Below are 18,754 nucleotides of genomic sequence, written 5' to 3' on the forward strand. Positions count from 1 at the left end.
TCTTAAGCGGATTCCCTTTTCTTCCTGAGTATGGAAAAATGCAGCCCGGTTACCCTCGCAATGCGTCTGCGATCGAGGGGTGGGCCCATATCTCGGCGGTATCGGGGAAGAGAGCTGCACGTGAACTTCGCTGGGATCGATCATCTCGAGCTGTACGTGAGCAAGCTGGAGGAGGCGGCGGAGGTGTTCTGCGCCGGCTTCGGCTTCCGGGTGACGGGCCGTGCGGGGCCGGAGACGGGGCAGCAGGGCCGCAGCAGCCTGTTGCTCAAGCTGGGCCGCATCCGGCTGGTGCTCACGCAGCCCCTGGTGGACACGGATGAGGCCGCGGACTACGTGGCGGTCCACGGGGACGGCATCAAGGACGTGGCGTTCCGCACGCAGGACGCGGCGGCGGCCTTCCATGAGGCGGTGCGGCGGGGCGCGCAGCCGGTGCACGAGCCGCGGGTGTACGAGGGTCCTCGCGGGCGGCTGGTGCGGGCGACGGTGGCTTCCCCGGTGGGGGACATGGTGCACTCCTTCATCGAGCGCGAGGCGCCCGAGGGGGATTTCTGGCCGGGCCGTTTCCAGCCCGTGGTGGCTCCCGCCGCGGAGCGCGAGCTCCTGGTGGCGGTGGACCACGTGGCCCTGTGCCTGATTCCGGGCACGCTCCAGGAAACGGTGGACGCCTACGTGCGGGTGCTGGGGCTGAAGCAGAGCCACGAGGAGAACGTGGAGACGCAGTATGGGGGCATGAACTCCAAGGTGGTTCAGGATGCCACCGGTGGGGTGTGCTTCGCGCTGATGGAGCCGATGTCCGGCAAGCGCCCGGGGCAGATCGACCATTTCCTGGGCAGCCACCGGGGGGCGGGGGCGCAGCACCTGGCCTTCCTCAGCAACGACATCCTCGAATCCGTCCGCGTGCTGCGCGAGCGCCAGATGCCCCTGCTGGACAGCCCTCCCGGCTACTACGAGGCGCTCCCGGCGCGGGTCGGCGAGCTGGCCGAGGATGTGGAGCAGCTGCGCGCGGGCAACGTGTTGGTGGATCGCGAGGGCGAGGGGTACCTGCTGCAGGTCTTCACCCGCTCGGTGCACCCCCGGCGCACGCTCTTCTTCGAGGTCATCCAGCGCAAGGAGGCGCGGGGGTTCGGCACGGCCAACATCCGTGCCCTCTACCAGTCGGTGGAGCAGGAGATGATGCGCAAGGAGCGCAAGGCCCACGCCGGGTAGCACCCGGCGCCCGCCGGTCCGCTCAACCCGCCTGGAGGGCTCGCGCGCCGCGCTGCTCCAGCGCCGACTTGATCAGCCGGGCCAGACGGGACACGCCCTCTTCGATCTTCGCCGGCGTGAGGTAGCTGCAGGAGAGCCGGAGCTCATACTCGCCACCGGTGCCGAGGTAGAAGTACCGCATCGGCGTCCAGATGACCTGGTGGTGCCGCGCGGACTGCTCGAGCAGGGCCTCGTCCGCCTCGATGGGCAGCTTCACCACGAGGAAGAAGCCGCCGTCCGGGACGTTCCACGTCACGTCGCGTGCCCAGGCCTCGCTTCGGGGGAAGTGGCGCTCCAGGGCCTGGAGCGTCGCGTCCATGTTCTCCTTGTAGAAGCGGATCGCCTCGTGGTTCGCCTCGAGGAGGCTGCAGTCGTTCATCACCAGCATGCCGCCGATGAGGGCCTGGCAGATGGACGACGTGTTCACGGTCAGCATGCTCTTGATCTTCGAGAACTCCTCCGCCAGCAGGTGCTGCTCGCCCGCCGGGCCGAGGACGCGCTGATCCGCCACGGCGTAGCCCACGCGCAGGCTCGGGAAGGCGGACTTGGAGAACGAGCCCAGGTAGATGACCTGTCCGCGCTCATCCATCGACTTGAGGGTGGGCCTGCGGGGGCCCTCCCGGAAGAAGAACCCGTAGGGGTTGTCCTCGATGATGAGCATGTCGGCGCGCGCGGCGATCTCCAGCAGGCGCTTGCGCGCGGGCTCCGGGAGGCTCCGCCCGGACGGGTTGGCGAAGTCCGCGACGAGGTAGAGCGCCCGGGGCCGCTTCCCTTCCGCCTGGAGCGCTTCCAGCGTCCGCTCGAGCTCACCCAGGTCCAGGCCATCCTCCCGCTCGGCCACCGGGACGACGTCGATGCCCAGGAGTTTGGCCGCGCCGGTGATGCCGATGTAGCAGGGCATCCCCACCAGCAGGACATCGGTGGGCTTGGAGAACAGCGCGCGCAGGGAGATGAACATCCCCTCCTGGCAGCCGACCGTGACGACGATGGACTCGGGAGCCGCCTTGATTCCCTCGTCCTTCTCCAGCATCCGGGCGATCAGCCCGTGGATGTGTCCGTTGGTCCGGCCGTACTGGAACAGGTTGGTCCGGATCTGCGCCTCGGTGAGCCCCCGCTCCTGGCTGAGGTGGCGGATGTACGCGTCGAGGTACGTCGTGAGCTGCTGGGGGTCATAGAACTGCTCGTGAGGCCTGCCGGGCGCGAACGAGATCGCATCCGGAAAGCGGAGCGCGACCTCGTTCAAGAAGTTCATGACGTCCAGGATTGGATCCGTCAGGGAAGGGTGCAGGGCGTCTTGGAGCAGCATGGGGCCAACCATAGGCGAGGTGTCCGGGCGGGTGCCACCGGCCCCCCCGTGCTGGCCCGCTGCGCGCTTCAGCCCTTGGATGCTTCCTGGGGTGGCAGGTGGATGCGCACCGTGCGCACCCGGCGGGGGCTGGCGTCCAGCACCTCCAGCACCGTCCCGTCCTCCAGCGTCAGCTTCGTGCCCGGCCCGGGGATGGTCCCCGCACGCGCCGAGCACAGGCCTCCCACCGTGGACCAGCCCTGGCCCTCTTCCAGCTCCAGCCCCAGCGCCCGGTTCACGTCCCGGATGGCCGCCGTACCCTGCACCACCACCGTGGTGGGGCTCTCGCGCTTGAAGAGCTCCTCGGGCTTGTCGAACTCGCTGGCGATCTCCCCCACCAGCTCCTCGACCAGATCCTCCACCGTCACCAGCCCCGCCACGCCTCCGCGCTCGTCCACGACGATGGCCAGCTGCATCCGCCGCTGCTGCAGCTCCTTCAGCGCGTCGATGGCCCGCATCGACTCGAAGGCGAACCAGGCCGGCCGCATCACGTCCTCCAGCACGATGAGCGGGCCTTCCCACGCCACCCCCAGCAAGTCCTTCGCGATGACGTAGCCCACGATGTTGTCGAGCGAGCCGTCGTACACCGGCATCCGCGAGTGCCCGTGCTCCAGCAGCACGCGTTTGATCTCCTCCGCCCCCGAGTGCCGGCGCAGCGCCACCATGCGGCTGCGCGGCACCATCACCGCGGACAGGGGGATGGTGCCCAGGTCGAAGGCCCGCGAGGCGATCTCCCCGGCCCGGGGATCCAACGAGCCCGACTTCGCCGCCTCCTCCACCAGTTGTTGCAGCTCGTCCGGGGACAGGCGCGACTCGGTGAAGTTCGTCTTGTCTCCGAAGAAGCGCAGGATGAGGTTGGAGCTGGCGGTGAGGAACCACACCAGCGGCTGCACCAGCCAGGAGACTCCCAGGAGCGGGCGGGCGATGAACAGCGCGTAGCCCTCGGAGAAGCGCAGGGCCAGGGACTTGGGCACCAGCTCGCCCAGGACGAGCGACAGATAGGACACCAGTCCCACCACCCCCGCGAAGGCCAGGCTCTCGGCGGTCTCCGCCTTCAACCCCAACCCGGTGAGCGGTCCCACCAGCCGCTGGGCGATGGAGGCGCCACCGAAGGCCGCCGCGCTGGCTCCCACCACGGTGATGCCGATCTGCACCGTGGCCAGGAAGCGCTCGGGGTTGTTGCGCAGGGCCTGCACGGCCTGGGCGCCGCGGTCGCCCTCCTCGAGCAGCTCGCTCAGGCGCGTCTTGCGCACCGACAGCAGCGCGAGCTCCGCCCCGGAGAAGATTCCGTTGGCGAGGATCAACACCAGGATGATGGCGAATTCCGTCGCGATGACCGTCTACCCTCCGGGCATCGACCTATAGCAGGCAGGCCGCCTCAAGCGTGCAGCGATTGGAGCAGGAGCGAGAGCTGATCCCGGCTGGCGCCCTTGGGGAGGTAGTAGTGCGGTCCGGTCCGGAGCGCCCCGCCCACCTCCTGCGCCGCCGCGGCGGTGAGGAACACCACCCGGGGCGGGGTGCCGTTGCGAGGCATCCGCTCCAGCACCTCGAAGCCATTCATGCCGGGCATGTTGAGGTCCAGGAGCATCACGCCGTAGTGCTGCCGCGCCAGCGAGTCGAGTGCCTCCTGGCCGTTGGAGGCCTCGATGGCCTCGTAGCCGAGATCCTCGAGACACAGCCGGAGAAACTCCCGCCAGTCCGCGTCGTCGTCCACGACCAGCACTTTGCGTCCGTCGTCCTCGGATGGCCTTCGCCCCAAGTCTCCTCCTGGTCCGTGTGGACAACGCCTTGGCGGCAACTTGGCATTCACCAAGGCAACAGGGACGGCTGGAGGGCAGGAGAGCGGGCGGGTCCAGCGAGCGCCCCTCAGAGGAGGGACATGGTCAGCTGGCTGGCCAGGTACTGCAGGGCGGGCATGACGTTGGGGGCCGAGCGCTTGCGCACCGGGGGCAGGGCGGTGTGCTGCCAGAGGGGCTCGCCCACCAGCCGGCCGGCCGCGTGCTGGAAGAGGCGGAAACGGCCGAGCTCGATGGAGCTGCCCGAGTTGTAGATGCGCAGCCCGCGGCCCTGGTGGGGGCCCAGGTCGAACTCGCGCGGCACGTGCCGGTGCCCGTGGAGGATGAGATCGCACCGGCCCTGGACGCGGCGGACCAGCTCGGCGCCCAGCGCCAGCTCCGAGGCATGGGGCCAGCCCATGCGCGTGGCGAAGCGCTCCGGGAGGCTCTCCTCGGGCAGGGGCAGCACGTGGTGGTGCAGCAGCACGGCGGTGAGCGCCCCCGTCGGCGCGGCGCTCAGGCCCGAGTCCACCTCGTCCAGCACCGCCCGGGTCAGCTCACCATGGCAGGCGAAGTAGTTGCGGTTGTGCGGGCCCGTGGAGTCCACGCACACCAGGAAGAGGTCCTCGTGCCGCTCCACCCGCACCTTCTGGCCATTCATCCACTGGCCGCCGGCGTCCTCGCCGGTGCGGTCGTGGTTGCCGGGGATGAAGGTGAGCCGTCCGGTCTCGAGCAGCGGAGCGAAGAGCTCGCGGAAGCGCCGGTACTCGCTCCGGCTGCCCTGGTGGGTGAGGTCTCCCGTCACCACCACGTGGTCCACGCGCTCGGCGAGGAGGGTCTCCACGAGCGCGGTGGCCGTCGCGTCGCTCTCGCGGGTGAGGTCCAGGTGCAGGTCCGACAGGTGTGCCAGCGTGCGGAGGAGCATGGGTACGCTTGAAGTACCCAGCCGCTGAAACACCCGAATGGCTCCCCGGTGAACCTTCTGGGGGAGCCCGGTGACTTCGCGGTGAAACCGTCAGCCGGCGAGCAGCTCGTTGGAGTCCGACTCGGACTCGGACTTGGCGCCCGAGGCGGTCTCGGCGCCAGGCAGCGACTGCACCGGGGCGGACGTGGGAGGCACCAGCCGCGAGCCGGCCATCACGCGCAGCTTGTTGCCGCGCCAGTCCACCGAGCGGGCGAAGAGCCCGTTCGCCCAGGCCACGAAGAGCAGCACGTCCTTGAGCAGCACGGCCGGCACCGTCATGGCCGGGGTGGGCTGTCCGGGCCGCAGCGCCCGGAAGACCGCCACGTCGTGGATGAGCTTGGCCACCGTCACCCCAGCCACCACCCCGAGCGCCCGGAGCGAGGGCTCCAGCATGGCGCCCAGCAGCGCATACGGCAGCGGGTTGAGCAGCGACTGGGCCAGGTAGAGCGGCGTGGGGATGCAGGAGTGGTGGATGATGCACCAGCGCAGGTAGCGCTTGAAGAAGGCGCTGACGCTCTTCTTCTGCGACACGTTGTACACGGGGGCGCGCGCCACCACGGCCCGCTTGCCCAGCCCGCGCGTCACCCAGCGGCCGATGACGAAGTCCTCGGCCAGCACGTTGCGCACTGAGTAGAAGCCCCCCAGCGCCTCCAGCACCTCGCGGCGCAGCGCCATGGACTTGCCCACCACGATGTCCTGGTCCGCGGCCTGCTTGGCGGCGATCTGCCCCGCGCCCGTGGTGGTGCTCTGGTACAGGTTGTCCATCAGCGAGCCCAGCGTCTGCTCGCCAATGCCGCTCACCGGGTGGGAGATGCAGCCCACGTCCGGATCCTCGAAGGTGCGGGCGATCTCATGCAGGTAGTCCGGCTCCACGCGGGTGTTGGAGTCGCTGATGAGGAGGATGTCGTAGCGGGCCACGCCGGCCAGGGTGATGAGCTGGTTCACCTTGGGGTTGAGGCCGGGCTCGCCGTGCTGCAGCTCCAGGCGCATCACCTGGGGCCATCGGGCGACGGCCGCCTGGGCTACCTGATAGGCCGGGTCGCGAGCGTCCTTGACCCCGAGGATCACCTCATAGGCCGGGTAGCCGAGCGTGGCGAAGCACGCCAGGTTGGCCTCCAGGTCATCATCCACGCCGCACAGGGGCTTGAGGATGGAGATGCCCGCTGGAGTCCTGCCGCTGGAAACCGGAGCGGGGGCCTGGGCGAGGCTCCACTGCCGTCGCAGCACGAAGAAGAGCTGGACGCCGAGGACGAAGGCTCCGATGCCAGCGAGGGTGAGGAGGGTGAGGCTGAGCGCGTGGGTCATGGGCGCGGGCTGTCTCCTGAAGCGTGGGGCGCGTTCGGGGGCGCATCCTACCCGCTGCGTTCGCGAAGCCCAAAATCCCCAGGTGACGCTTGCTCGTCACCCCGGAGAAATTTCAGTGACAGCGCCCGGACATGACCTCCCGCGTCAGGAAGCGGGGGGTCAGGAGGTGGTCGTCAGGTTGCGGCTGCGCGGGTGGCGGATGTCGGTGCCGCGCACCATGTAGACGACCATCTCCGCCACGTTGGTGGCGTGGTCGCCAATGCGCTCGAGGTGCTTGGCGATGAACATGAGCGCCGTGGCACGGCGGATGTTCTTGGAGTCCTCCATCATGTAGCTGAGCAGCTCGTTGAAGATCTTCAGGTAGAGGCTGTCCAGGTGCTCGTCCTCCTTGAGCACCGCCTCGGCCTTGGCCACGTCCGAGGACACGAAGGCATCCAGGGCGCGCTTCACCTGCTGCTGGGCCAGCTCGGCCAGCCGGGGCGTGTCCACGTAGGGCTTGAGGGGTGGGGCCTCGTTGAGGTCCTTGGCGCGCTCGGCGATGTTCACCGCCAGGTCGCCGATGCGCTCCAGGTCGGTGACGATCTTCAGCGCGGTGGTGATGAGGCGCAGGTCGCTCGCGGCCGGCTGGCGCAGGGCGAGGATGCGGCGGCACGTCTCGTCGATCTCCACCTCCAGGCGGTTGACCTCCTTGTCCGCCTGGATGACGCGCTCGGCCAGGGGCGTGTCCCGGTCGGTGAGCGCGCGCACGCTGTCCGCGATGTGCGCCTCCACCTTGGCACCCATGGCCAGCAGCTTCTCGCGCAGGTCCCTGAGGTCCGCCTCGAATGCCTTGTCCGTATGTGTCGACGGCATATGCCCGCTCTCCCTCGCGCCTACCCGAACTTCCCGGTGACGTAGTCCTCGGTGCGCCGCTCGCGAGGGTTGGTGAAGATCTGCTCGGTGGGCCCGCATTCCACCAGTTCGCCCATGTAGAAGAAAGCGGTGCGATCGCTCACCCGCGCCGCCTGCTGCATGTTGTGCGTGACGATGGCGATGGTGTAGCGCGCCTTGAGCTCGTGGATGAGCTCCTCGATCTTCGCCGTGGCGATCGGATCCAGGGCGCTGGCGGGCTCGTCCATGAGGAGCACCTCGGGCTCCACGGCCAGGGCGCGCGCGATGCACAGGCGCTGCTGCTGGCCGCCGGACAGGCTCAGGGCGCTGTCATTGAGGCGGTCCTTCACCTCGTCCCAGAGGGCTCCGTTCCGGAGGGACTTCTCCACGCGCGCGGCGATCTCCGTCTTGTCCTTCATCCCCCCCACGCGCAGGCCGTAGGCCACGTTCTCGAAGATGGTTTTGGGGAAGGGGTTGGACTTCTGGAAGACCATGCCCACGCGGCGGCGCAGGTCCACCACGTCCACGTGGCGGTCATGGATGCTGGTGCCGTCCAGCAGCACGGTGCCCTGGTGGCTGGAGCCCGGGATGAGATCGTTCATCCGGTTGAGCGAGCGCAGGAAGGTGGACTTGCCGCAGCCGGAGGGGCCGATGAGGGCGGTGACCTGGTGCTCGGGCAGGGTGAGGCTCACCGTCTTCACGGCCACCTTGGAGCCGTAGAGCAGGGAGAGCTGGCGCGCCTCCATCTTGATGCGCGCGGGGACGGCGGAGGAGAGGGACATGGCTCGGGGTCAGTGTGCGGCGGAGGCGCGCCGGCGGGTGCGGGCGCGGATGAGCACCGCGACGAGGTTGAGGGCGAAGGTGAGCGCGAGCAGCACCAGCACGGTGGCGTAGAGCAGGGGCCGGCTGGCCTCCACGTCCGGGGACTGCGTGGCCAGCACGTAGGTGTGGTAGCCCAGGTGCATGAACTGGGAGTTGAGCTTGTCGGGCAGATCCGGGAGGAAGTAGGCCGCGCCCGTGAAGAGGATGGGCGCCACCTCGCCCGCGCCGCGGGACACCGCCAGCACGGCGCCGGTGAGGATGCCCGGCAGCGCGCCCGGCAGCACCACCCGGGCCAGCGTCTGGGACTGGGTGGCCCCCAGGGCGAGGCTCGCGGTGCGGTGGTCCAGGGGCACCGCGCGCAGCGCCTCCTCGGTGGAGACGATGACCACCGGCAGCGTCAGCACGGCCAGGGTGAGCGAGGCCCAGAGGATGCCCGGCTGGCCCCAGTTCAGCTCCTGGTAGCCGAGCAGCCGGTCCATGCTGCCCCCGACGAAGTGGATGAAGAAGCCCAGGCCGAAGAGGCCGAAGACGATGGAGGGCACGCCGGCCAGGTTGGCCACGGCGATGCGCACCGCGGCGGCCAGCCGGGAGCCCGCGGGGGCGTACTCGTGCAGGTACACCGCCGTCAGCACGCCCACCGGCATCACCGCCAGCGTCATCAGCAGCGTGAGCGCCGCCGTGCCGTAGAGCGCGGGGAAGATGCCGCCCGCCATCATGCCCTCGGAGGGCGGCTGGGAGAGGAACGTCCAGGAGATGTGCCCGAGGCCCCCGCGGACGACGTCGAAGAGGATGAGGGCCAGCATGGCCACGATGAGCAGCGCGGCCAGTCCGGTGAGGGACGTGAGCGCTCCGCCCACGGCCCGGCGCATGGTGTGCTTCACGCTCCCGCTCCCGTCAGCCGCCTGAGGACCCGCCGGGTCCAGGTGGAGGCCACCATGTTGAGGATGAAGGTGAAGAGGAACAGCTCCACGCCGATGAAGAAGAGCAGTGAGTAGTGCGGGCTGCCCACCACCACCTCGCCCATCTCCGCGGCGATGGTGGCGGACATGGAGCGCACCGAGTCCGTGAAGTTCCACGACGAGATGGCCGCGTTGCCCGAGGCCATCAGGACGATCATCGTCTCGCCGATGGCGCGGCCGAAGCCCAGCACGCACGCGGCGAGGATGCCCGGGGCCGCCGCCGGCAGCACCACCTTCCAGGCCGTCTCCCAGGGGGTGGCCCCCAGCGCGAGCGACGCCTCGCGGTAGCTGCGCGGCACCGCGGTGAGCGCGTCCTCGGACACCGTGAAGATGACGGGGACGATGGCCAGCGACAGGGCCAGGCCCGCCACCACCGCGTTGAGCCGGGTGGGCAGGCCGAAGTGGTCCTGCAGGAAGGTGGCGAGCACCATCAGCGCGAAGAAGCCCAGCACCACCGAGGGAATGCCCGCCAGCAGCTCGATGGTGGGCTTGAGCACCTCGCGCAGCCGCCGGGGCGCGAACTCGGCCGCGTACAGCGCTCCCGCCACCCCCACCGGCACCGCCACCGCCATGGACACCAGCGTCGTCTTCAGCGTGCCGATGAAGAGCGGAATCATGCTCACCTTGGGCACATTGGACACCGGCTGCCACACGAAGGCCGCCGGGCGGCCCTGCCGCACCACCTGTGGCAGGAACATCTTGGAGAGGCTCGCCTCCTCGCGCGCGTGGGCGTCCAGGAAGAGCGCCAGGGCCTCCTTCGCGATGAAGACGAGGATGAGCACCAGCGCGGCGATTCCCGTGAAGGCCGTGGCCGTGATGACTCCGGCGATGACCTTCTCCCGGAGCTGCCTGCGGCGGGCGGCGGAGGAGAGCCGCGGCGCCACGGCCGCCGTTTCCACGAGACCCTGACTCTGCATGGCCACCTGTCTATCCATCATTGCTCTCGAGCCTCGTGTGACAATCTGGTGACGCGCGCGGGGCTTCACCCTGGAGGACTACTTCACCGGGAAGTAGCCAACCTTGGTGACGATGGCCTGGCCCTCGGCGGACAGGGCGAAGTCGATGAAGGCCTTCGCCTCGCCGGCCGGCGCGTTGCGCAGGTAGAAGTAGAGGTCGCGCGAGAGCGGGTACTTGCCACTCTTGATGTTCGCCTCGCTGGGCTCGATCTCCTCGGTGCCCTTCTTGACCTTCAGCTCCTTGATGCCCTTGGCGTAGGCGGCGCCGCCGTAGCCGATGCCGTTCTTCTCCTTGGAGACGGCGTTCACCACCGCGGCGGTGCCGGGCAGCGTCTGGGCGCTGGAGGCGTAGTCCTCGCCGCCGAGCACGTGGTCCTTCACGAACACGTAGGTGCCCGAGGAGTTCTCACGCGAGTAGATGACGATGGGGGCGTCCTTGCCGCCCACTTCCTTCCAGTTGGTGATGTCGCCCAGGTAGATGCCCTTGAGCTGCTCCTGGGTGAGGGCGCTCACCGGGTTGGACTCGTGGACGTAGAACGTCACACCGTCCTTGGCCACGGACAGCTGCGTGGGGGCCGCCTTGGCGCCGCGCAGCTTGTCCTCCTCCTCCTTCTTCATGGGACGGCTGGACATGGCGATGTCCGTGGTGCCGTTGATGAGGGACGCCAGGCCCGTGCCCGAGCCGCCACCCGTCACCTGCAGCCGGGTGGTGGGGTTCTTCTTCATGAACTCCTCGGCCCAGCGCTGGCCGAGGATGACCATGGTGTCGGAGCCCTTGACGGTGACGGTGCCCGCGCGCGCCGCGCCGGGCAGGGCCAGCAGCAGCACCGCGGCCAGAGAAGCGATGAACGTCTTCATGTGGATGTCTCCCGGGATGTTCCACTCGGTGTGGAACAACGGTAGGCATCCTCTATGCGGCGTCCGTGGCTGTTTGACGGACGGGGCGTGACAAATGCGCAACGACGCTCAGGCCAGGCCCGGCTCGACAATCCGGTAGCCCACGCCGCGCACCGTCTCGAGGTAGGCGCGTGCCGGGCCCAGCTTGTCGCGCAGGCGCATGACGTGCGTGTCGATGGTGCGCGTCTCCAGGTTGCTGGACAGGCCCCACACCTCCTCGAGCAGCTGCTCGCGCGACTGCACGCGGCCCGTGCGCGTCATCAGGTACTCGAGCAGGCGGAACTCGAGCGCGGTGAGCATCACCTCCTTGCCGTCCACGAAGAAGCGGTGGGCGGAGGTGTCGAGCGTGAGGGGCCCGAGCTTGATGGGCGCGGACTCGTCCTTGGCCGGGGCGCTGCGGCGGAGGATCGCCTTGAGCCGCAGGACGAGCTCGCGCACGCTGAAGGGCTTGGTGACGTAGTCGTCGGCGCCCACCTCGAAGCCGCGGACGCGATCGGACTCCTCGCCCTTGGCGGTGAGCATGACGATGAGCACGTCACGGGTGTTGGCGGCGGAGCGCAGCTGACGGCAGACCTCCACGCCGGACATGTCCGGCAACATCACATCCAGGAGGATGACGTCCGTGCGCTGCTCCCGGGCGGCGGACAGCGCCGATTCGCCGGTGGGAGCCACGCGGGTGGAGAACCCGGCGGCGCGGAGATTGAAATCAATGAGCTCGGCGAGGTCGCGCTCGTCATCGACGATGAGGACGTGGGGCATGGCGGCGGCGCACTCTGGACCCCGGCGTTTGCGCTGGGGTGGCGTGCTTGCGACAACTCTGTAACATCTGTCACTCAGACTGGGAATTGTTGTAACGCACAAGGGCCCGGCCCGGCGCGGCCAGCCAGGCGAGGGAGAAGTGCTTGCCCTCGGGGTAGAGCGCGAGCGCGCTGCCCTTGCGCAATTTTCCAGGCAGCTCGTCCAGGTCCAGCGCGAGCGCGCCGGCGCGGGTGAGGGAGGGGTTGTGTCCCACCAGCATCCACCCCGCGCCTAGCTCGCGCGCCAGGTGGAGGATGCGCTTGGGGGCGCTGTGGCGGGGGAGCAGCGCGGGGTGCACCTCCACGCGCGCCAGCCCGAAGGCCTCGGCGAGGAGCTCCGCGGTCTGCACCGCGCGCACCAGCGGACTGGTGACGATGCCCGCCATGGGCGTGAGGCGCGCCAGCTTGCGCGCATGGGTGCGGAAGGCGGCACGGCCCTCGACGGTGAGGGCACGGGCCTCGTCACCCAGGGGGTGGGCGTCCTCGGCCACCGCATGGCGGACGAGCAGCAGGGGCATCTGGTGAGGAGACATGGCGGGCCGCGTGCCTAGGCCGCGGGGGCCAGCGAGGCAAGCAACGTTCCCGCGTCAGCCGTCCAGGTCCAGCACGCTGGAGATCTGCGTCGACTCTTCCTCGACGGGGGCGGCGTGGTGGTGCTCCTCGTCGCCCGCGGCCTGCTTGAGCAGCATGGGCGGGGCCACCACCGGCAGCTCCAGCGGCGTGGGCGTGTGGGGGATGTTGGCCCCCGGAGGCGGGCGCAGCACCGGGCCCGGCGGAGGCAGCCCCGAGTGGCGGCGCGCGGCCTCCATCAGCGCCTTGTGGTGGCGGTAGCGCGCCTCGACGAGCTTGTGGATGAGCAGGGGGCCGCCCGGCACGCGGCGCGCCGTGAGGGCCTGGGTGGCCTTGCGCACCGGGTAGCGCACGCGGCGGATCTGCACGCGCCAGCCCTTGGGCGTGTACGTGAAGACGCCGTAGGCCGGGCGCAGGTCGCCATCGCGCGGAATGCCCGCGCTGGCCACGTCGGCGATCAGCAGCCGGCCCACGCGGCGGCGGTAGGGGAAGTGCAGGTGGCCAAAGGCGCACGCCGCCGCGTCCAGGTTCTGGAAGTAGCGCCGGACGGTGGCCTCGTCCAACGTCGGATCCAGCGAGTCCTCGAGGTTGCGCGGGTTGGCGTGGCAGACGAAGAGGTCCTGCCCCTTGCGCGGCGAGTAGCGCTGGGAGAAGGGCAGGGCGCCCAGCTTCTTGAGCCAGGGCTCGCCGAGCTGATCCCTCGTCCACTGGAGCAGCTCCGTCTTCCAGTGGTCGCGCTCGCGGTAGGCCCCACCCAGGTAGTGGCCGGCGAGGTAGCAGTCGGTGTTGCCCATGAGGATCGAATCGCAGCGATCGAAGAGCAGCTCCACCGTCTCGCGCGGGTGCGCGCCGCGCAGGGCGAGGTCCCCGGCGGCGACGATGTAGTCGGGCGCAACGCGGGCGATGTCCTCGAGGACGGCCTCGCAGGCGGGGAGGTTCCCGTGAATGTCGGCGAGGATGGCGACCCGCATGGCCGGCCCATCCTAACCCGTCGCCGACGCCGAGGGCACCGCCGCTGGAAGGAAAATCGTGAAGGTAGAGCCCTCGTTTGGTTGGCTCTCGACCCGGACCTCGCCCCCCATGGCGCTCATCAGGTGCTTGACGATGGACAGGCCCAGGCCCGTCCCCCCCATGTCCCGGCTCCGCCCTTTGTCCACCCGATAGAAGCGCTCGAAGATGCGCGCCAGGTGCCTCGGCTCGATGCCCACGCCGGTGTCCCGGACGTGGACCACGCACCGCCCCTCCTCTAGAGCGCCCGTCACCAGCACCCGGCCGCCCTCCGGCGTGTACTTCACCGCGTTGTCCAGCAGGTTGAGCAGCACCTGCTCCAGCCCCCGCTCGTCTCCCCGGCCGATCAGCCCCGGGGGGACGTTCAGCTCAACCGTAATCTTCTTGCCCTGGGCCTTGTGCCGCACCACCTCGGCCGCCCGGGAGGCGGCCACCGCCAGCGGCACGTCCGTCACCTTCAACTTCACTTCCCGTGACTCCAACCGGGACAGTTCGAGCAGATCCTCGACGAGCTCCGAGAGGCGCTCGGACTGGCGATGGATGATGTCCACCATCTTGGGGGCCATGACGGCGTCCTGGAGGGCGCCGCCCTGGAGCGTCTCGGCGTAGCCGCGGATGGCGGTGATGGGGGTGCGCAGCTCGTGGGAGACGTTGGCGACGAAGTCCTTACGCACCTTCTCCAGGTGGCGCAGCTCGGTGACGTCGTGGAAGACGGCGGCGCTGCCGGGCAAGTCCCTGCCCAGCGGCGTCACCCGGATGGCGAGTGTGCGGGGGAACACGCCCTCCAGTGTCAGCTCGAGTTGGGTGGAGGCGCCCTCGCGGCAGGCGCGGATGACGGCCTCGTTGAGTCCGTCGTTGCGCAGGAGCGCCAGGGGCCGCTGGCCGATGATGTTTCCCGTCGTCTGCAGCATGCTCCGCAGGGCGTCGTTGTGGCGCACCACCGTGCCCTCGGCGTCCGTCACCCAGATGCCCTCGGCCATGCCGTCCAGCACGGCGGTGAGGGTGCGCGACTCCTGGTTGAGCCCCGCGTTGCGCGCCGACAGCTGATGGTGGAGCGAGTCGATGGCGCCCTGGAGGTTGGCCACCTCCTCGAGCCGGTCGCGCTCGTCCTCGCGGCTGCCGGGAGCGGGGGAGCCCTCGGCGCGGGTGCGCACCTGGCGGGCGAGCACGCGGAGCTGCCGCTTGAGCGCGCCCCGGGCCGCCCCCAGCGTCAGCAGCGAGCCGGTGAGCGTGGCGAGCGACACGAAGAGGGCGTCCAGCCTCCAGCCCAGCAGCAGGAAGAGGACGAGCGCCGCCAGCGCGGGGGCGAGCAGCGGAACGAGGAAGAGGCGCAGGGGCATGGGCTTCTAGCGCGGCGGAGGGCTGAGCTTGTAGCCCACGCCGCGTACCGTCTCGATGATGTCGCCCGCGGGGCCGAGCTTCTCGCGCAGGCGCTTGATGTGCGTGTCCACCGTGCGGGTGTGGATCTCCGCCTGGATGCCCCACACGTCCGAGAGGAGCACCTCGCGCGTCTGCACGCGATCGGCGCGCTCCAGCAGGGTGCGCAGCAGGCGGAACTCCAGCGCGGTGAGGACCACCTCCTGGCCCTTCACGCGCACCTGGTGGCGCGAGGTGTCCAGCTGGATGTCGCCGGCGGACAGCTGGGCGGCGGGGCTCTCGTCGACGTCCGCGCGCCGCAGCACCGCCCGGACGCGCAGCAGCAGCTCGCGCACCGAGAAGGGCTTCACCACGTAGTCATCCGCGCCCAGCTCCAGGCCCTGGACGCGATCGGACTCCTGGCCCTTGGCGCTGACGATGATGACGGGCACCTTGCGCAGCTCGGTGTCGCTCTTGAGCATGCGCAGCACCTCGCTGCCCGCCAGGTCCGGCAACATCAGGTCCAACAGCACCAGGTCCGGCGTGTTGGCACGCGCCCGGGCCAGCCCGCTCGCGCCGGTGCCCGCCACCTCGGCCTCGAACCCCGCCGCCCGCAGGTTGTACTCCACCAGTCCGGACAGGTCCTGCTCGTCTTCGATGATCAGGATGCGCGCCATCGTTCCTCCGAGCCCCCCGGTTGAACACCCGTGGCCTACCAGATTGGTGGTGGCGGTTGAATGACGAGCACGTGACGCCTCTGTGACAGGGCTCGTCCGTCTGCCCGCCCGCGCTCAGGGAGCGAAGGAGGGATCGCACTCCACGGCCGTCAGGGTGATGGCGGCGGCGATGAGCGGCTCGTTGCGGGCGGCGCTCACGGACTCCAGGTAGTTGCAGGAGCTGCCCAGGAAGCGTGGCGGGTTGGCGCGCGTGAGCGCCTCGATGACGACGACGTAGTCGCGGCCCACCGGGATGTCCACGGCCAGCTCCTGCGCGCCGCTCTGCAGTCCCGCCTCGAAGCGCAGGGCGCGCGCCTTGGTGCCGTCCGGCCCCTGGAGGACGAGCGCCTCCTGCGGCTTCACCAGTTGGTTGAGGCAGGTGCGTTGGATGTCCGCACACCGGCGCGACTGGCCCTCGGGCAGCACCACCACCTGGAAGGCGCCCACCTCGCTGGCGACGGCGCGCGAGATGCTCAGCTCCAGGCCGAGGCGGTTTCCGGACGAGGGCGGCTCCGCCCCGCAGCCGGCGGCGAGGGTGGAGCCCAGCAGGAGGAGAAGGGAGGGACGCGGGCTCATGGATTGACGCGGATGGTGATGGGGACGCGGCCCCGCTCCTCGGCGGTGGCGTAGACGACGGCGCCGGCGGTGCCCGCCACGGCCACCGCGCCCACCGCCACCCAGAGCCACGGGCTCTTGTACCAGGGGCGCTCGCCGGGCGTGGCCACCGTGCCCTGCTCGGGGGCCACCTGGAAGACGAGCGGGTTGAAGGCATCGCCCCGGCCCGCCAGCCGCCGCTGCGCCGCGTCCGCCACCTCGAAGTAGTACTCCACCTCGTAGGCGGAGGCGGAGGCGGGCAGCTCGTAGGCGGGGAGGGTGGCGGTGAAGAGCTCCTTGCGCGCCCGGTCCTCGCGCGTGAAGTCCACCGAGCTGTACGCCTGGGCCCCCGCGCGCCGGTAGAAGAGCCGCGCCCGCGCCCCCAGCGCCATGTCCTCGATGCGGGCCTCGACCCTCACCGGCGTGCCCCCCGGGGCGTCCGGGATGGGGTCCACCTGGAGGGTGACGGGCCGGACGCGGCGGTTCTTGATGTCCTCCTTGATGCGCGCGTAGAGCGTGCGGATCTTCGGGGGCGCGGTGCGGGGCAGCTCATAGTCCGGCCGCGCCTGCAGGAGCATCTCGTAGGCCTCGCGTGCCCGCGCCTCGTCCCCCAGGTACAGCGAGGTGAGCCCGAGCAGCCGGTAGAGCTCCACCAGCTGATCATCGGTGACGTCGGGGGCGTCGAGGCCGGCCTCCAGCGTCTTCACCGCCTCCTCGAAGTCGCCGTCGCTGAGCTGCTGCTGCGCCCGGGCGATCTCCGGGCGCGCCGGGGCCACCTGGAAGAGCAGGGGCTGGGGGAAAAGAGGCCGGGCGAGCGAGGCGCCGGGGGACAGCAGGCTCGCCACCACGATGCTGGCCACCACGCGATACCGCCGGACGTACATTGGCACCTACCCTAGCAGACGGTCAGGCACCCCTCTACCGCGAGGAGACTCGCGCAACGGTCAAGGCCCGGTGACATCTATAGAGGTTCGGGCGCGTTGACTGCGGGGGGGAGCCTCACCATGATGCGCGCCCCCTTTGGATAGGAACTCGGGTAGATGCGCGTAAAGATTGAAGAAATTCGCGACGCAGGGCTCCAGACGACGAAAGAGATGAGCCTGGAGTCGCTCGGAGCCGCCATGGAGGGGTCCGGCTTCCGGCCGCTCGAGCCCCTGACCGTCTCGGCGAACCTGCGCAAGGTGAGCGGGGGCGTGTTGCTCGAGGGCAAGTTCACCTCGCGCGTGGTGGCCGAGTGCAAGCGCTGCCTCACGGAGTCCAAGCTGGAGCTGCCGGTGTCCTTCTCCCTCAACCTCGTTCCCGAGTCGCTCGCCCGCGGCGAGGGCCTGCTGGACAAGGACGAGAAGGATGACGACGACAAGGGCCATGGCGAGAGCGGCGGCTCGTTCACGCTGGAGCGGGCGGACGAGGAGCTGTTCGACGGGAAGGTGATCGACCTGGAGCCGATCGTCCGCGAGCAGGTGCTGCTGGCGCTGCCGATGAACGCCGTGTGCCGCGAGGACTGCAGCGGGTTGTGCGTGAAGTGCGGCCAGAACCTCAACGAGAAGCAGTGCGGCTGCGACACGACGTTCGTGGACCCGCGGCTGGCGGTGCTCAAGAACATCAAGCTCTAGGGCCAGTCCGTGCCCCGGGCTCGGGAAGGACGGAGGCCGCCACCTCGCATGGAGGGGCGGCCTCTCGTGTTTCAGCCGCACGCCCAACCGAGCGCGAGGACGTTGGGGTGGGTGGGGCAGCGCGTGACGTGGGCGGTGCCCATGTCGCCCCACATGAGGGGGAGGTTGTTCTGGGAATCAATCTGGAACACGTACTCCATCCGCGCCTTGCACTCGGGGCACTGCGGATACTCCACGCCCTGAATCCAGTGCGGCCAGCCCAGGAGCTTGTCCCCCGTCAGCGCGCTGGAGACGGTCTCCGCCTCCAGGTCGTGGATGCCGATGGGCGGGGAGTCGAGCCCGACCTCCGGACAACGGACCCGGACCGTGTCCTTCTCGAAGTCGTAGTCGAAGTCCAGCCCGAGCTCCTCGTGCTCGGCGGGGGAGGGGTAGTCGTCGGCCCGCTTCCAGCCGGAAATCTCCTTGGGCGGAAACGGCTTTCCGGCCGGGGCCGCCATGTGCCCGTGGGGTGCGTCGATGATGCTGACCCGGTGCGCCTGGCTGAAGGGAAACCACCCGTCGCACTCCTGCTCGCACTCGTCGCGCTCGCAGTAGAACACTTGCAACAGCCCCCGCCCGAGGCGCTGACGCGCTTCCTCGGGCAGTGACTGCAGGTCGAGCTGGACGAGGAGCCGGAGCGGCTGCTTGCAGTTGCCACACTCCGGGTGGCGCTCGCCGTTCGGGAGCCACGGCAGTCCGCCGAACCGCGAGCCGGCGGCAGGCCCGGGCCCGTCCTTCACCTCGGGGAGCCAGGCGGCGCGCCTGCGCGCGTTCCGCCACGGCTCGAGCGCCTTCAGAATCGATTCCGCGTCCTTTGCTCCACCTGCATGGTCCGAGAGGCTCATGCCTCCATCCTACCGCGCCGGCTTTTTCAAAGCGTCTCCACAAAGCGGAATCTGGGAAATCCGGGCGCAACTCCACAA

General features: G+C 69.7%; 20 protein-coding genes. 2 read left to right on the forward strand and 18 right to left on the reverse strand.

Annotated elements, in window-relative coordinates; translation table 11 throughout:
* Positions 1-120 precede the first annotated feature (120 nt).
* Positions 121-1,206, forward strand: a complete 1,086-nt coding sequence (gene hppD / locus NR798_RS17235; protein ID WP_375772569.1) for a 4-hydroxyphenylpyruvate dioxygenase — start codon at positions 121-123, stop codon at positions 1,204-1,206.
* A gap of 22 nt (positions 1,207-1,228) precedes the next feature.
* Here hppD and NR798_RS17240 read toward each other — a convergent pair whose 3' ends face one another.
* The 17 genes from NR798_RS17240 to NR798_RS17320 form a co-directional block, all read right to left on the reverse strand.
* Positions 1,229-2,551: a PLP-dependent aminotransferase family protein gene (locus NR798_RS17240; protein ID WP_375772570.1), complete on the reverse strand. Its 1,323-nt coding sequence runs from the start codon at positions 2,549-2,551 to the stop codon at positions 1,229-1,231.
* 68 nt (positions 2,552-2,619) lie between these two features.
* Positions 2,620-3,897: a hemolysin family protein gene (locus NR798_RS17245; RefSeq protein WP_375772571.1), complete on the reverse strand. Its 1,278-nt coding sequence runs from the start codon at positions 3,895-3,897 to the stop codon at positions 2,620-2,622.
* 71 nt (positions 3,898-3,968) lie between these two features.
* Complete coding sequence (locus NR798_RS17250) at positions 3,969-4,349, reverse strand: response regulator (RefSeq protein WP_375772572.1); 381 nt, start codon at positions 4,347-4,349, stop codon at positions 3,969-3,971.
* Between the two features lie 107 nt (positions 4,350-4,456).
* A complete protein-coding gene (locus NR798_RS17255) occupies positions 4,457-5,290 on the reverse strand; it encodes a metallophosphoesterase family protein (protein ID WP_375772573.1) in 834 nt (277 codons plus the stop codon).
* A 90-nt stretch (positions 5,291-5,380) separates the two neighbouring features.
* Positions 5,381-6,634: a ceramide glucosyltransferase gene (locus NR798_RS17260; RefSeq protein ID WP_375772574.1), complete on the reverse strand. Its 1,254-nt coding sequence runs from the start codon at positions 6,632-6,634 to the stop codon at positions 5,381-5,383.
* A gap of 159 nt (positions 6,635-6,793) precedes the next feature.
* Positions 6,794-7,486, reverse strand: coding sequence for a phosphate signaling complex protein PhoU (phoU, locus tag NR798_RS17265; protein ID WP_375772575.1), 693 nt, complete (start codon positions 7,484-7,486; stop codon positions 6,794-6,796).
* A 20-nt stretch (positions 7,487-7,506) separates the two neighbouring features.
* Entirely contained in the window at positions 7,507-8,250 is a 744-nt protein-coding gene (pstB, locus tag NR798_RS17270; protein ID WP_375773781.1) for a phosphate ABC transporter ATP-binding protein PstB, read from the reverse strand.
* A gap of 45 nt (positions 8,251-8,295) precedes the next feature.
* A complete protein-coding gene (pstA, locus tag NR798_RS17275; RefSeq protein ID WP_375772576.1) occupies positions 8,296-9,207 on the reverse strand; it encodes a phosphate ABC transporter permease PstA in 912 nt (303 codons plus the stop codon).
* Entirely contained in the window at positions 9,204-10,202 is a 999-nt protein-coding gene (gene pstC / locus NR798_RS17280) for a phosphate ABC transporter permease subunit PstC (RefSeq protein ID WP_375772577.1), read from the reverse strand. Before pstC ends, pstA begins: the two co-directional genes overlap by 4 nt.
* 78 nt (positions 10,203-10,280) lie before the next feature.
* Positions 10,281-11,099 (reverse strand): phosphate ABC transporter substrate-binding protein, encoded by an 819-nt coding sequence (locus NR798_RS17285; RefSeq protein WP_375772578.1) that lies wholly within the window; start codon positions 11,097-11,099, stop codon positions 10,281-10,283.
* A 108-nt stretch (positions 11,100-11,207) separates the two neighbouring features.
* Positions 11,208-11,897: a response regulator gene (locus tag NR798_RS17290; protein WP_375772579.1), complete on the reverse strand. Its 690-nt coding sequence runs from the start codon at positions 11,895-11,897 to the stop codon at positions 11,208-11,210.
* Between the two features lie 70 nt (positions 11,898-11,967).
* Positions 11,968-12,468, reverse strand: coding sequence for a histidine phosphatase family protein (locus tag NR798_RS17295; protein WP_375772580.1), 501 nt, complete (start codon positions 12,466-12,468; stop codon positions 11,968-11,970).
* A 54-nt stretch (positions 12,469-12,522) separates the two neighbouring features.
* Positions 12,523-13,476 carry a metallophosphoesterase family protein gene (locus NR798_RS17300; RefSeq protein WP_375772581.1) on the reverse strand — a complete coding sequence of 318 codons (954 nt, stop codon included), beginning with the start codon at positions 13,474-13,476 and terminating at the stop codon, positions 12,523-12,525.
* 12 nt (positions 13,477-13,488) lie between these two features.
* Positions 13,489-14,853 carry a sensor histidine kinase gene (locus NR798_RS17305; protein ID WP_375772582.1) on the reverse strand — a complete coding sequence of 455 codons (1,365 nt, stop codon included), beginning with the start codon at positions 14,851-14,853 and terminating at the stop codon, positions 13,489-13,491.
* A 6-nt stretch (positions 14,854-14,859) separates the two neighbouring features.
* Entirely contained in the window at positions 14,860-15,546 is a 687-nt protein-coding gene (locus NR798_RS17310; protein ID WP_375772583.1) for a response regulator, read from the reverse strand.
* 114 nt (positions 15,547-15,660) lie between these two features.
* Positions 15,661-16,161: a hypothetical protein gene (locus tag NR798_RS17315; RefSeq protein ID WP_375772584.1), complete on the reverse strand. Its 501-nt coding sequence runs from the start codon at positions 16,159-16,161 to the stop codon at positions 15,661-15,663.
* Positions 16,158-17,063 carry a hypothetical protein gene (locus NR798_RS17320; RefSeq protein WP_375772585.1) on the reverse strand — a complete coding sequence of 302 codons (906 nt, stop codon included), beginning with the start codon at positions 17,061-17,063 and terminating at the stop codon, positions 16,158-16,160. Before NR798_RS17320 ends, NR798_RS17315 begins: the two co-directional genes overlap by 4 nt.
* Positions 17,064-17,219: 156 nt before the next feature.
* On the opposite strand from NR798_RS17320, the gene NR798_RS17325 reads away from it, so the two are divergent.
* Positions 17,220-17,792 (forward strand): DUF177 domain-containing protein, encoded by a 573-nt coding sequence (locus NR798_RS17325; protein WP_375772586.1) that lies wholly within the window; start codon positions 17,220-17,222, stop codon positions 17,790-17,792.
* 71 nt (positions 17,793-17,863) lie between these two features.
* On the opposite strand, the gene NR798_RS17330 is transcribed toward NR798_RS17325, so the two are convergent.
* A complete protein-coding gene (locus NR798_RS17330) occupies positions 17,864-18,676 on the reverse strand; it encodes a DUF1963 domain-containing protein (RefSeq protein ID WP_375772587.1) in 813 nt (270 codons plus the stop codon).
* Between the last annotated feature and the right edge of the window lie 78 nt (positions 18,677-18,754).

Source organism: Archangium gephyra, assembly GCF_042230915.1.
Lineage (GTDB): Bacteria > Myxococcota > Myxococcia > Myxococcales > Myxococcaceae > Archangium > Archangium gephyra_B.

What these genes read in the sequence shown, in the direction of transcription:
- NR798_RS17290 (WP_375772579.1), bottom strand. Translation starts at nt 11,897, where the DNA reads ATGCCCCACGTCCTCATCGTCGATGACGAGCGCGACCTCGCCGAGCTC.
- NR798_RS17325 (WP_375772586.1), top strand. Translation starts at nt 17,220, where the DNA reads ATGCGCGTAAAGATTGAAGAAATTCGCGACGCAGGGCTCCAGACGACG.
- pstB (WP_375773781.1), bottom strand. Translation starts at nt 8,250, where the DNA reads ATGGAGGCGCGCCAGCTCTCCCTGCTCTACGGCTCCAAGGTGGCCGTG.
- NR798_RS17305 (WP_375772582.1), bottom strand. Translation starts at nt 14,853, where the DNA reads ATGCCCCTGCGCCTCTTCCTCGTTCCGCTGCTCGCCCCCGCGCTGGCG.
- NR798_RS17315 (WP_375772584.1), bottom strand. Translation starts at nt 16,161, where the DNA reads ATGAGCCCGCGTCCCTCCCTTCTCCTCCTGCTGGGCTCCACCCTCGCC.
- NR798_RS17300 (WP_375772581.1), bottom strand. Translation starts at nt 13,476, where the DNA reads ATGCGGGTCGCCATCCTCGCCGACATTCACGGGAACCTCCCCGCCTGC.
- NR798_RS17295 (WP_375772580.1), bottom strand. Translation starts at nt 12,468, where the DNA reads ATGTCTCCTCACCAGATGCCCCTGCTGCTCGTCCGCCATGCGGTGGCC.
- NR798_RS17310 (WP_375772583.1), bottom strand. Translation starts at nt 15,546, where the DNA reads ATGGCGCGCATCCTGATCATCGAAGACGAGCAGGACCTGTCCGGACTG.
- NR798_RS17260 (WP_375772574.1), bottom strand. Translation starts at nt 6,634, where the DNA reads ATGACCCACGCGCTCAGCCTCACCCTCCTCACCCTCGCTGGCATCGGA.
- pstC (WP_375772577.1), bottom strand. Translation starts at nt 10,202, where the DNA reads ATGCAGAGTCAGGGTCTCGTGGAAACGGCGGCCGTGGCGCCGCGGCTC.
- phoU (WP_375772575.1), bottom strand. Translation starts at nt 7,486, where the DNA reads ATGCCGTCGACACATACGGACAAGGCATTCGAGGCGGACCTCAGGGAC.
- NR798_RS17240 (WP_375772570.1), bottom strand. Translation starts at nt 2,551, where the DNA reads ATGCTGCTCCAAGACGCCCTGCACCCTTCCCTGACGGATCCAATCCTG.
- NR798_RS17285 (WP_375772578.1), bottom strand. Translation starts at nt 11,099, where the DNA reads ATGAAGACGTTCATCGCTTCTCTGGCCGCGGTGCTGCTGCTGGCCCTG.
- NR798_RS17255 (WP_375772573.1), bottom strand. Translation starts at nt 5,290, where the DNA reads ATGCTCCTCCGCACGCTGGCACACCTGTCGGACCTGCACCTGGACCTC.
- NR798_RS17330 (WP_375772587.1), bottom strand. Translation starts at nt 18,676, where the DNA reads ATGAGCCTCTCGGACCATGCAGGTGGAGCAAAGGACGCGGAATCGATT.
- NR798_RS17320 (WP_375772585.1), bottom strand. Translation starts at nt 17,063, where the DNA reads ATGTACGTCCGGCGGTATCGCGTGGTGGCCAGCATCGTGGTGGCGAGC.